This window comes from Streptomyces sp. NBC_00539 (assembly GCF_036346105.1).
Lineage (GTDB): Bacteria > Actinomycetota > Actinomycetes > Streptomycetales > Streptomycetaceae > Streptomyces.
Window position 1 is genome coordinate 1882667 of record NZ_CP107811.1, and the last position, 12546, is coordinate 1895212.

The 12546-nt window shown below is 71.1% G+C and carries 8 protein-coding genes; 5 read left to right on the forward strand and 3 right to left on the reverse strand.

Annotated elements, in window-relative coordinates:
* The first annotated feature begins 32 nt into the window (after nt 1-32).
* Nucleotides 33-1208 (forward strand): cytochrome P450 family protein, encoded by a 1176-nt coding sequence (locus OG861_RS08155; protein ID WP_330261622.1) that lies wholly within the window; start codon nt 33-35, stop codon nt 1206-1208.
* A gap of 46 nt (nt 1209-1254) precedes the next feature.
* On the opposite strand, the gene OG861_RS08160 is transcribed toward OG861_RS08155, so the two are convergent.
* Together OG861_RS08160 and OG861_RS08165 are read right to left on the reverse strand one after the other, a co-directional pair.
* The gene (locus tag OG861_RS08160) at nt 1255-2451 is read right to left on the reverse strand and encodes a M6 family metalloprotease domain-containing protein (RefSeq protein WP_330261623.1); all 1197 of its coding nucleotides are present in this window, start codon (nt 2449-2451) and stop codon (nt 1255-1257) included.
* 73 nt (nt 2452-2524) lie between these two features.
* Nucleotides 2525-3790 carry an alpha/beta fold hydrolase gene (locus OG861_RS08165; RefSeq protein WP_330261624.1) on the reverse strand — a complete coding sequence of 422 codons (1266 nt, stop codon included), beginning with the start codon at nt 3788-3790 and terminating at the stop codon, nt 2525-2527.
* A gap of 206 nt (nt 3791-3996) precedes the next feature.
* Here OG861_RS08165 and OG861_RS08170 point away from each other — a divergent pair, with 206 nt between their 5' ends.
* The 4 genes from OG861_RS08170 (at nt 3997) to OG861_RS08185 (ending at nt 10894) form a co-directional block, all read left to right on the forward strand.
* Entirely contained in the window at nt 3997-5763 is a 1767-nt protein-coding gene (locus OG861_RS08170) for an ABC transporter substrate-binding protein (protein WP_330261625.1), read from the forward strand.
* A 107-nt stretch (nt 5764-5870) separates the two neighbouring features.
* Entirely contained in the window at nt 5871-6860 is a 990-nt protein-coding gene (locus OG861_RS08175) for a LysR family transcriptional regulator (RefSeq protein WP_330261626.1), read from the forward strand.
* A gap of 383 nt (nt 6861-7243) precedes the next feature.
* Entirely contained in the window at nt 7244-8929 is a 1686-nt protein-coding gene (locus OG861_RS08180) for an SWIM zinc finger family protein (RefSeq protein ID WP_330261627.1), read from the forward strand.
* Nucleotides 8930-9487: 558 nt separating this feature from the next.
* Complete coding sequence (locus OG861_RS08185; RefSeq protein ID WP_330261628.1) at nt 9488-10894, forward strand: DUF1998 domain-containing protein; 1407 nt, start codon at nt 9488-9490, stop codon at nt 10892-10894.
* 278 nt (nt 10895-11172) lie between these two features.
* Here the strand turns inward: OG861_RS08185 and OG861_RS08190 are convergent, their stop codons facing one another.
* Nucleotides 11173-12504 carry a class I SAM-dependent RNA methyltransferase gene (locus OG861_RS08190; RefSeq protein ID WP_330261629.1) on the reverse strand — a complete coding sequence of 444 codons (1332 nt, stop codon included), beginning with the start codon at nt 12502-12504 and terminating at the stop codon, nt 11173-11175.
* Nucleotides 12505-12546 lie beyond the last annotated feature (42 nt).

Here is a 12546-nt window from a genome sequence, read left to right on the forward strand (position 1 = left end):
CGGAGGTACCCAGGGAGCGCGAGGACAGGAACGTGACCGACCCCTTGCACGACCCCCTCTTCTTCCGGGACCCCTACTCCACCTACGACCGCTTGCGCAGTGCGTCGCCGGTCCAGAAGATCCCCACCGGGTCCCGCGGCCACCATGCGTACCTGGTCACCGGTCACGCGGAGGCCCGGCAGGCATTCACCGACCCCCGCCTGTCCAAAGACGCCGCCCGCTTCTTCGCCGGCCGGCCGTCCGGGCGCGACCTCCATCCGGCCGTCGCCAGGAACATGCTGGCGAGCGACCCTCCCGGGCACACCCGGCAGAGGGCGGCGGCCGCGCCGCTGTTCACCACCGGCCCCGTCGGGGGTATGCGCCCGTACATCTCCCAGGTGGTCGACCGCCTGCTGGACGGGTGGGCGCAGGGCGCCGAGGTCGACCTGGTGAAGGGGCTGGCGGTGCCCCTGCCGGTCACCGTCATCTGCCAGTTGCTCGGAGTGCCCGAGTCCGATCGCGACATGGTCTCCCGCTGGTCCAACGACCTGTTCGACGCGGATGACCCGGACATCATCGACGCCGCGTCACACGCCGTCGGCGAGTACATGACCGACCTCGTGGGGGCGGCCCGGGACACACCGGGGGAGGGCGTGCTCCCCGCGCTTTTCCAGCGCGGCGAGGCAGGGCTCCTCGACGAGGACGACGTCACGTCCCTCGCCGTCCTCCTCCTGGTGGCCGGGCACGAGACCACCACCCACTTCATCGGGAACTCGGTCCTGGCCCTGCTCCAGCACCCGTCCTCACTCGCCCGGCTGCGGCGGGACCCCGGCCTGATCGCCGGATCGCTGGACGAACTGCTGCGCTACGACTCGCCCGTGGGGATCGCCACCTTCCGGTACAGCACGGAGGCCCTCGAACTCGGCGGGGTCGAGATCCCGGCCGGCTTTCCCGTGCTCATCGCTCCCGGAGCGGCGAACCGTGACCCTCTCCCCTTCGCCGATCCGCAGCGACTCGACCTCGACCGGAACGCCGGCGGCCACCTGGCATTCGGTCACGGGATCCACCGGTGCCTCGGCGCACCCCTGGCCCGGGCGGAAGCGGAGATCGCCCTCCGGGCGCTCGTGACCCGCTTCCCCGGCTTGCGTCTGGCCGTCCCCGAGGAAGAGCTCGAATGGCGCCGCACGCGCCTGACCCGCGGCCTCAGGTCCCTGCCGGTCGTGCTCTGAGCGGCCGTCACCCGCTCCGGTGGACGGCGGCCGGCCCGGGCCGGAGTCACTCCTTGCTCAGCCGCACCGTGTCGCCCGCCGCTCCGCCCGCGAGGACGTCGATGCGCACGCCGGTCGCGGGGTCGGTGAAGCTCTGTCCCGGTGCGTACGCGGCCCGGTCCAGCGGAGTGCAGCCGGCGGCAGGGGTCGTGGCCGGGTTCGCGTTCATGATCTGCACCGGGCCCTCGCCGGTCCGGGCGGCGGAGTCGACGGCGTAGATGAGGACTCCGGTGGAGCAGGCCGCCGCGTCGCTGCCCTGGGCACGGCGGGATTCCGCCACGTATGCCGTCGTCCCACCGGTCCGCAGCACGGCGATCTTGGTTCCCCCGGGCCGTTCCACCGGGGTCAGCCGTACCATTCGGCGACCGGACGCGGGCAGACAGGCGACCTGGTCGTCGCGGGTCCACCCGAGCTTCCAGGAGTGCCAGCCGAGGTACTGCGGGGCGGGGCCGGCGATGTCCCCCATGACGTCCCAGCCACCCACGTACCGGTGGGTGGCGCCGGTGAACGCGTACAGGTCGGGCAGCCCGAAGGTATGGGCGCTCTCGTGGGCCGCGACCTTGTGGCCCCAGTGCCACATGTCCTGTCCGAAGGTGACGGCCCACTTGAGGCGGGTGCCGTCGGCGGTGACGCCCGGCGTCGCCGGGTCGTACAGGTAGGTCGGTGAGAAGGGGATGGCCGTCGCCGTCCTGGTGGGGACGACGTAGACCATGTCGTAGCGGGAGAAGTCCGCGTAGGGATCGGCGGCCGTGACCGCGTCTTGGAGGTACTTCTCGTGGGCCTCGAAGGTGAGCCCTCGCGCGAATCCGTAGGAGGTGGAGTCGGCGGGCATCCGGACCCATCGCCGCAGCGGGGTGTTCTCCAGGCGCAGACGGCCGTAACTGGCGCTGCCCATCCAGTCCGCGGCGGGGGCGAGTTGGGCGGTGTAGGGCTCGGTGGAGTCGGTGGCCGGGGCGTCGGGGAAGTCCACGTACAGCGTCAGGACGCGGCGGGTTCCGGTGGCGGGCTGGAACCGGATCCGGTCGGTGTCGTGGCCTTCGTCCGTCCAGCCGGTCCGGCCCGGGAGGGCGCAGCCGGCGGCGGGGGCCAGCGAGCCGGGGGCAGCGGCCGCGGTGGGGGCGGCGACCGCGGTGGGGGCGGACAGGCAGGAGACGAGGGTGACGGCCGCGGCGAGCGGCCGCAGGCGGTGGATCGGGATGGTCATGTCTCTCCCGTCGGAGGCGGATTGAGGGGACGCGAGGGAGGTGGGAGACAGGTGGGGCGGAGCCGCGAGGGTCCTACGCACGCCCCCCGGCCAGGTCCATCAGGCGGGAGAGCACGCGACCACCGGATGCGGTGACGCCGTCGTGCTCCCATTCGTTGGTGACCCACACCCGGGTGGCGCCGACCTCGCGCGCCGTGCACAGCGAGAGCCCGGCGTCCACGTACATGTCGTCGTGGTAGACGAGTGCGGCGAGCGGGACCCGGTTGGCGGCGAGGCGGTCACGGTCGTACAGCGGTGGCCAGTCGGGGCGTTCGGCGAGCAGGTCGGCGGCGTCGGCGAAGGGGCGCAGGCCTTTGATCTCGCGGAACATCCAGGGGTAGATCATTTCTCCGGTGAGCAGGAGGGGGTCGGCGTCCTCGGCGAACTCGGGGAACGCCGCCATGGCCCTGGCCGCCGCCCAGCCGCTCGGCCCCGCTCCCTGGCCGTACAGGGTCTCCTGCATGACGGCGAAGAGCGGGTTGTCGGTGAAGCCGGTCAGCGTCATCACCTGGTGCAGGAAGGTGTCGGTCGGCCTCCCGTCCTCGTCGAGGGATTCGTCGAGGAGCCAGTGGATCCGCTCGAAGCCGTCGCCCATGCCGAGGGCGAGGCCGAGCGTGCGCAGGCGGCGCGGGGTGAGCCGGTCCCCGTCGGGCAGGCGCACATCGGTGGCGGCCAGGAGCCGGGCTATCTCGCGCAGCCGGGCGGCGTCCCCGGGGTAGCGGGCGTAGAAGTCGCGGACGCGGTCCCGTACCCGGGGGTAGGTGCGGGCGTAGACCTCGTCGGCGGTGGCCGAGAGGCCGGGCAGGCCGCCGGTCACGTAGCACGCACGCAGACCTTCGGGGGCCCGGGAGAGATACGTGAGGGTGAGGAAGCCGCCGTAGCTCTGGCCGAGGGTCTCCCACGGCTCGTCGCCGCACAGCTGTCGGCGGATCAGTTCGGCGTCGGAGACGATCGAGTCGGCGCGGAAGTGGCCCAGGTGGCCGGCCAGCCGGTCGGGTGAGGCGAAGCGGGAGGCCGCCCGGGCGGTGACGGGGCTGGAGCGGCCCGTTCCGCGCTGATCGAGGAGGAGGACCCGGTGGGTCTTGAGCGCCTGGGGGAGCCAGCCGGGTGAACCGGCCGACGGCCTCGGCGACTTGCCGCCAGGACCGCCCTGCAGATAGAGCAGCCAGGGTAGTTGGCGGCCCGCGTGGCGCGCATCGGCGACCTCCCGGGCGAAGATCCGGATGGTCGGGCCGTGCGGGGCCGCGTGGTCCAGGGGGACGGTGAAGACGTGGTCGACGGTGGCGTACGCAGGGTTCATGGGTCCCCTTCGCGGCCTCGTGACCGCACGGTGAGGTAGGGCGTCGCCTGACAGCTTGGCGCGACCACCGCTCGGCGTGGAGCTCCCACTTGCCCATAACCCCGCGCTATGGAGGCGCGACAATTGTGAGTGCCATTTCACATAACTATGTTATCGGTCACATTCCAGCCGTCCGGGCTGCCCGACCGTTCACGGAGTGACCACTGATGAAGAAGCGCACTCTCCACGCCATAGCCACCGGCCTGGCGGCGACCGTCGCACTCGGCATGGCCGGCTGCTCCCACGGCGGCCGCTCCGGCAGCGGTCAACAGGACGAGGAGGCGAAGAACGCCGCGAAGAACCCCGCACTCGCCAACGCGGGGGCCACGGTCGGCGGCACTCCGCAGAAGGGCGGCACGCTGACCGTTCTGTCGAACCAGGACTTCACCCACCTCGACCCGGCCCGCAACTGGGTGATCGGCGACATGGACTTCGGCACCCGGTTGCTCTACCGCACGCTGGTGACGTACAAGGCGGAACCGGGCGCGAAGGGCGGAGAGCTGGCCCCCGACCTCGCCGAGGACCTCGGCGTCTCCTCCAACGGCGCCAGGACCTGGACCTTCAAGCTCAAGAAGGGCCTCACGTACGAGGACGGCACCCCGATCACCGCCCAGGACGTCAAGTACAACGTGGAGCGGTCCTTCTCCCCCGACCTGCCGGGCGGCCCCGACTACGCCGCCCGCTACCTGGCCGGCGCCGAGGGCTACCGGGGCCCCGCCCAGGGGCAGCACCTCGACTCGGTCAAGACCCCCGACGACCACACGATCGTCTTCGAACTCCGCAAACCCTTCGCGGAGTTCCCCAACGCCACCGTCCTGCCCACCTTCGCCCCCGTGCCGAAGTCCCGGGACAAGGGCCCCCAGTACGACAACCGCCCGTTCTCCTCGGGCCCCTACAAGATCGAGTCGTACGACCGGGACAAGCGGCTGGTACTGGTCCGCAACCCCCACTGGGACCCGACGACGGACACCGTGCGCAAGGCCTACCCGGACAAGCTGGTCGTGGTGATGGGGCTGAGGGCCAACCAGGTCGACGACCGGCTCATCGCCTCGGAGGGCGTGGACGCCTCCGCCGTCTCCTGGGGCAAGCTGCGCCCCGAGAGCACCCCCAAGGTGCTCACCAAGGCCGACGTCAGGGCGCGGCTGCTGGCCGAGTCCACCAACTGCACCGAGATGGTGCAGATGCACACGGGCCGCGCCCCCTTCGACGACGTCAAGGTCCGCCAGGCCCTGCTGTACGCCCTGGACCGCGAGGCGGTGCTGACCGCCTCGGGCGGGCCGGCCCTCAACGACCTTTCCACCGCCCTCATGCCCGGCTCGCTCTTCGGCGGCAAGCAGCCCGACACCCTGGGGATCCCGGCCACGGGTGACGTGGAGCGGGCCAAGCAGCTCCTGCGAGAGGCCGGCAAACCGGACGGGATCACCACCCGTATCACCGTCTCCAACGGCGACAAGGCGGTGGCCGAGGCGATCCAGCACTCCCTCGGCCGGGCGGGAATCAAGGTCACGATCGATGCCGTCGACCCATCGGCCTTCTACGACACCATCGGTGACACCAAGAACCGCACCGACCTCGTCTACACCGGCTGGTGCCCCGACTACCCCTCCGGCTCCACCTTCCTGCCCTTCGTCTTCGACGGCCGCTACATCAAGGAGAAGGGGAACTCCGGCAATCACTCGCTCTTCCGCGACGAGGCGACGATGAAGCGGATGGACGAGATCGCCGACATGACCGACGCCGCGCAGGCCAACGCGGCGTGGCGGCAGCTGGACGGGGAGATCCTCGCCAAGGCCCCGACGGCGCCCGCCGTCATCGAGCGCATGCCACTGCTGCTCGGCACCAACATCGCCGGCGCCTTCGGCCACACGTCCTTCGGCGGCCAGCTCGACTACGCCACGATCGGGCTCAAGAACCCGGCGAAGAGCGGCAACTGATGCGGCAACCGAAGCGGCAACGGAACAACTCTGTGTGACATTTCACATACCACTCACGGGGACATGCTCCTGTCCGAAACCCGTCACCGCTCCATAACATGCGCGACATGGAACTGGAGGTACGGCACCTGCGCGTGGTGTGCGCGATCGCCGAGGCCGGCAGCCTCACCCGGGCCGCCGCCGCGTTGTCCATGACGCAGCCGGGCCTCAGCACGCAGTTGCGCCGCATCGAGTCGATGCTCGGCGGTGTCCTGTTCGACCGGCGGCGGGCCGGAGCCACGCCCACGGCCTTCGGTGAGCTGGTGCTGGCCCGGGCGCACGCCGTCCTGCCGGGCATCGACGCGCTCCTCGCCGACACCGCCCGCGCCGCCCGCCACCTGGCGTCCCCGGACCGGATCCGCGTCGGATCGGTCGGCGCTCCCCTCATCGGCCACCTCGTCCTGGCCATACGGACGTTGCTCCCCCGGGCCGAGGTGACGTCCCGGTGCCACTACTCCCCCGTCACGCTCCTGGACGACCTCGCCGCCGGCCGCCTGGAGGCGGCGGTCCTCGGCGACCACCCGGAGCAGGTCCTGCCACCGCGCGACGGGGTCGTTCTCACCCCCGTCGTCACCGAACCCGTCTTCGCCCTGCTGCCCGCGACCCACCCCCTGGCCGGTCAGGAGGCCGTGTCCCTGACCGAACTCGCCGGTCACGACTGGGCGATGCCCCGGCCCGACGGCGACCGCACCCGCGAGTACTGGTCCTCCGTGTGCGCGCTGACCGGCCGCCGCCCCAGCGCCCCGCACGAGGCCGAGGGGCGCCAACTGCTCGAACTGGTCCGCGCGGGGCTGGCCGTCAGCCTCTGCCAGGCGACGTTCGCCGAAACCCCCGGCGTCGCCGTCCGCCCCCTGGCGGGCAACCCGCTCTGGTACCGCCACGTCCTGGCCTGGCACCGCGACGGCCCGCTGTCCTGCCACGGGGACGCCCTCCTGCGCGCGGTGGCGGCCGGCTACCTGGACACCTCCGCCGCCAGCCCGGTCTACACGGCCTGGCGCCACCGCCACCCCACCCTGGCCCAACCCCCGCCCGCTCTACCTGCGCCCGCCACCCCGTAGTCCCCCGCCCCGACCACCAGGCCGTACCCGCCACGCTCATGGCACCCGCCGGCAGAACGCCAGGTCAGGCGCCCTTTGCGATCGGTCGGAGGATCGCCAAGCACTCCATGTGATGAGTCATCGGGAACGCGTCACGCAACTCGACCTCGGGAGGCCATACAGGTCAGACCCCTTTTCGGCTCCTGGGGCAGGCCGCCAGGTACCGGAAGCGTCTCAGGGGCATCGCGCGTCACCTCCGGTCTTTCGACGGTCGGCCACGACGGCGCACCGCTGACCGAACCTGCGACCATTCGACGAGCCGTCCCACGGTCGGCTCACGCAAGGCAACCAGAGCCTTGCTTGACCGTGCCTGCGCGCGTGTCCGATCCAGTTGAATGTGTGCCATGAGGAACACGCTTGGTTTCACCGAGGACGAGCTGCGCCGGCTGGCGGGATCCCGGTCCTTCGAGCGAGGTCTCGGCTACCTGTCCTCCGTGTCCACGCTGGAGATCGGAGAGAGGACGATCACCGCAACCGTCGAGGGCACCGACGCATACGAGGTCGAGCTGACGGAGCACGAGGACGGCCTCACCGGATGGTGCTCCTGCCCGTACGGGCAGGAGGGCAACTTCTGCAAGCACTGCGTGGCGGTCGGCCTGGCCGTACTGCGGCAGGCGAAGTCGGTCCCCGTGCAACGGGCTGCCGCAGCGTCCCGCGGCCGACAGCTCGACGCCTGGCTTGAGTCCCGCAACCGGGACGAACTCCTCACTCTGGTACGGGAGCACCTCGCCGGCGACCGCGACCTGCGCCACCGGCTGGAACTGCGGGCTGCCGCCGCCGGGGACGACTTCGGCGCCGTACGCGAGCGTGTCCTGGGCCTGCTCGACACCCGTCCCTTCGCCCGGTACGGCTACGTCGAGTACGCGGACGCCCGTGCCTACGGGCTCCAGGCCACCGAGGCCCTATCCGCGCTGCGCACCCTGACGGAGACCGGCCACGCACCGGAGGTGGTGGAGGTGGCCCGGGAGGCCATCGCAGCCCTCGGCCGGACGTACGGCGAGATCGACGACTCGGACGGCGTCATCGGCGACGTGGCCGGCAGACTGGCCGAGGTACATCTGGCCGCCTGCAGGGCGGCTCACCCCGACCCGGCACAGACTGCCGACTGGCTGGTGGACCACCTCTTGGGCGACCTGAACGACGCCACCGACATCGCCCTGTCCGACTACGAGGACGTACTGGGCGAGGCGGGCCTGGCACGGGCGCGCGAGCTGGTGGTGGCGGCCTGGCGCGGCAATCCGAGGGGCTGGGCGGAGAAGCACCTCATGGAGCAGCTGATGAAGGCGGAGGGCGGCAGTGTGGACGCGCTGATCGCCGTCCACGCGGTGGATCTGGCCCCGTCGGGCGCCACCCACCTGATGATCGCCCGGGAACTGGAGCGGGCGGGCCGCCCGGCAGAAGCCCTGGACTGGGCCGAACGCGGCCTGTGGGAGGCCGATCCAGACCGCGGCCCCGACCACCACCTGGTGGACTTCGTCTGCGAGCGCTACACCCGGGGCGGCCGCCCGGCGGACGCGGTCGAGGTCCGCCGCAACGTACTACGGCGCCGCCGCACCCTGGCCGCGTACCAGGACCTGCGGACGGCAGCCCGGGCGGCCGACTGCTGGGACGAACCCGAGCGGACACGGGCCCTGAACGTACTGCGCACCGACGCCCGGCCCCGCAAGAGCCTCGGCTCCGCAGGCTCGGCTCTGGTAGATGCCCTGCTGGACGACGGCGACCACGACGCGGCGTGGGAAGCAGCCGCTGAGGGATACGCCGACGGTCGCCAGTGGCTCGCCCTCGCCGACCGCACCCGGGACCGCCGCCCCGCCGACGCCCTGGACGTGTACCTGCGCCTGATCGGCCCCCTCCTGACGCGAACCGGCGACGCCACGTACGAGCACCTGACCGAACTGCTGCTCAGCGCCCGCACGTGCCACCGCACCCTGAACACGGAGGCCGCCTTCACCGCCTATATGACCACCCTGCGCACCGACCAGAAACGCAAGCGCAAGCTGATGGCACTACTCGACCGGCATGGGCTGTAGCGCCCTCCAGGCGCGTTCGCCAATGGCGACGATCGCACCAAGGAGACACGAACGCTGTCACGAAAGATGTGCAACTGTGCCCGCGACCATACGTCGAGACAATTCCCGAATTTCCGCCAGCAGTGCCACCGGCTGCCGGTCCAGGTCCAGAGCGTGCTGGTGCAGGACTGTCCCAGCACGGCGCACTCGGTGACTGGTATGCGTCCTGTTCCCCTTCGCATACACCAGATGGCCCCCGGGCAGCCCGAGGACGGTGCAGTAGGCCAGCATCTGGTAGAGGTCCCCGTTGGGATAGCCGCGCCGCTTGCCGGACTTGTACTTGGCGTCGGGTCCGGACGGACACCGTGCAGGACCGCGAGCGCCGGGAGCTGCTCGCCGAGCGGCGCAGTGCCGGGGACCTGCTTCGTGAGCTGAGCCAGTCGAGTGCCCACGGCACCCTCGTGGAGCTGGGCCTGCTGCCGAACTACAGCCTCACCGACACCACCACCCAGCTGGAAGCCACCCTTTACTGGACGGAGACGCCGGACGACGAGGAGGGTGTGCGGGCAGCAACCCCCGGTGCGGGATGCGACCGGCCGCGTGTACCGCAGCGAGACCCGCGACTACGAGCGTTCCCGCAAACTGGCCCTCACCGAGCTCGCTCCCGGCAACAGCTTCTACGTCAACGGCTACCGCCACGTCGTGCGCGCGCTCGATGTCGGCACCCCCGACCGCCGGGCCTGGCAGGCGTGGCGGCTCTGCCCGTCGTGCGGTTACGCCCGTACACACAACGCGAAAGACGACACGAGTCCGTGCTCCCGCTGCGGCGGGCGGGCGATCGCCGATGCGGGGTGCGTGCAGTACGTGCTACAGCCGAGGCGGGTCGTCTCCCGTGACAAGCGGGACGATGCCCGCGTACGAGACGACCGTGATGAGCGGGACCGGCGGCACTATGCGGTACTGACCACGGTCGACATCGACCCCGAGCGGATCGCCCCCGGTTCCTGGCGGCACGAGACAGCTGTGTTCGGGGTGGACTTCACCCGCCAGGCGAAGATCCGGACGTTCAATCTGGGGCTCGACCGCGAGGAGGGGAGCAGTACGGCACCCCTGGCCGGCGCTGACGTTCGCATCAATCCCTTCTACGTCTGCACCAGTTGCGGAGGAGCGACCGCAGAGGGACATCCTGTGGTGGACGTAGCGCAGCACGCGCTGACGGAATCGGTGCGCGACAAGCACCCAGGCAGCACGCACCACCTGCTGTGGTGTCCACGCCGTCGGGTCAAGGGAACGTCCGCCACTGGCGCAGGCGAGCAACAGGGCAATGGCCAGGACGTCCCGCTGCTCCTTGCCCACGAGCTGACCACCGAGGCGGTGCGTGTCCTGCTGCCCGCCTCCATGGCGCGGGCCAAGGAGCGGCTGGCGTCGTTCACCGCCGCGTTGTTCGCGGGGATCGCAGCGCAGTACGGGGGCGACCCGGACCACATCGACATCGCCGAGGCGACGATGCCCGACCATGCGGGTGCCGACGGCTCGGACTGGCCGCGACGGTTCCTCGCGGTCTACGACCGCCTTCCCGGTGGCACCGGCTACCTGCACCGTGTCGCATCCGCCGACGGTTCCGGGACGTACTCCTCAAGGCCCGCGACGTCATCGAGAAGTGCGAATGCCGCGAAAAGGGACTCGACGGCTGCCACCAGTGCCTGCTCCGTCGAGTTCCGGCGGCCGACTGCGACAAGGTCAGCCCCAACGAGGTGCGGCAGATGCTGGACGATCTGCTGGGTGCTGACGGGGAGCGCTGGTACACCTCGCCCGTGGAGACGACCCGGCACATTCCGCTCGAACGGCAGGCGGAGAGCGACCTCGAAATCCTGTTCATCGAAACGCTCCAGGGCTGGGCCAGACTGTCCGAATCCCTGGCATCAGCCGACGCGTACACCACGTCTGCGGGTACGTATGCCCTGGACTTGCCGCACTGCACGGTGACGCGCTCCAGATACGCAGAGCACCGCGCCTGCCCACCCGCTCGCGATGGCCTGCGAAGTGCCGGCGGCCAGTGACGCTGAGATACCGCTATGGGGACCGCCATCCAGTGAATGCGTCGTCAGCCATGGGACAGGCATGCCATTCGGAATGCCATAGGGCAGCGGTTTGCGGGTTGGGGACCAAGCCGTCGGCCGGGTCGCGTCCGTGGACGCGACCCGGCCGACGCGGGGGTGCTTCAGAACAGGTCAAACGGCTGACGAGTTCCAAGAACCCGCAGGTCAGGCGCCCTTCGCGGTCGGTTCAAGGATGGCGACGCACTCCACGTGGTGGGTCATCGGGAAGAGGTCGAAGACGCGGAGCGTGCGGACCTTGTAGCCGTTGTCCGCGAAGTACGCCAGGTCGCGGGCCAGGGCCGCCGGGTCGCAGGCCACGTAGGCGATGCGGCGGGCCGAGAGGGAGGCGATGTGGCGGACCGTCTGCTTGCCGGCGCCCGCGCGCGGGGGGTCGAGGACGACGAGGTCGCACTCGGTGATGCCGGTCTTCGGGAGGGCCTGGTCCACCTTGCCCTGCTCGATGCGGACCCGGGGGAAGTCCGCCAGGTTGTGCCGGGCGTCCTCCACCGCGCGCTTGCCGGACTCGATGCCCAGCACCGCGCCCGTCTCGCCGAGCCGCTCCGCGAGCGCGCCCGCGAAGATGCCGACGCCGCAGTAGAGGTCGAGCGCCATCTCGCCCTTGCGCGGCATCAGCCCCTGCATGACGGCCTTGATGAGCGTGTCGGCGGCCTGCGGGTGGACCTGCCAGAATCCGCCCATGCCGACGCGGTAGGTGCGGCCGTCCGCGCGCTCGCGCACGAAGGGGCGGCCGTGCACCCGGTGGATCCCGCCGTCCTTCTCCTCGACGCGCAGGACCGAGACGGGCTTGTCCAGTTCGACCAGGGGCAGCCGGCCGCCGGGACGCGGGGTCAGGACGACCTGGCGGTCGCCGGAGCCGGAGGCGGCGATGGCCTCGACCGTCGCCATCTGGGGCCAGTCCTGCTGCTCGATGCCCAGCTCGCTGACGCCCTGAGCGGCGATCATGCAGTGGTCGATCGGCTCGATGTCGTGCGAGCGGTGCTTGCGCAGGCCGACGCGGCCGTCCTCGTCGATCGCGTACTGGACCCGGGTGCGCCACTGCGGCACCTGCCCGGCCGGTAGCTTGTCGCCCTCGGCCGGCATGACCGTGCCGTCCCAGCCGGCCTCCTCCGGGGTGAGCCCCGCGAGCCGCTTGAGCTGCTCGGCGACGACCTCGCCCTTGAGCCGGCGCTGGGCGCCCGGCTTGGCGTGCTGCCAGTCGCAGCCGCCGCACTTGCCCGGACCGGCGTACTTGCACGGCGCCTCGACGCGGTCCTTGGAGGCGTCCAGGACGGTGATCGCGTCGGCGCGCAGGAAGCGGGAGTCGACGTCGCCCTCGGTGACCCGGGCGATGACCTTCTCGCCGGGAAGGGTGTGCCGGACGAACAGGACGCGGCCCTCGGCGGTACGGGCGATGCAGTGGCCGCCGTGCGCGACGGGACCGACCTCGACCTCGTACTCCTCCCCGACCAGTGACTGCTTCTCGATCTGCTCGGTCATGGTGGGGAGACTCCAAAACATAAAAACGGGAACGGCCGGACG

Bases quoted from the DNA above. Each gene is read 5' to 3' on its own strand.
- OG861_RS08160 (WP_330261623.1), bottom strand. From the start codon at position 2,451: ATGACCATCCCGATCCACCGCCTGCGGCCGCTCGCCGCGGCCGTCACC.
- OG861_RS08165 (WP_330261624.1), bottom strand. From the start codon at position 3,790: ATGAACCCTGCGTACGCCACCGTCGACCACGTCTTCACCGTCCCCCTG.
- OG861_RS08170 (WP_330261625.1), top strand. From the start codon at position 3,997: ATGAAGAAGCGCACTCTCCACGCCATAGCCACCGGCCTGGCGGCGACC.
- OG861_RS08175 (WP_330261626.1), top strand. From the start codon at position 5,871: ATGGAACTGGAGGTACGGCACCTGCGCGTGGTGTGCGCGATCGCCGAG.
- OG861_RS08180 (WP_330261627.1), top strand. From the start codon at position 7,244: ATGAGGAACACGCTTGGTTTCACCGAGGACGAGCTGCGCCGGCTGGCG.
- OG861_RS08190 (WP_330261629.1), bottom strand. From the start codon at position 12,504: ATGACCGAGCAGATCGAGAAGCAGTCACTGGTCGGGGAGGAGTACGAG.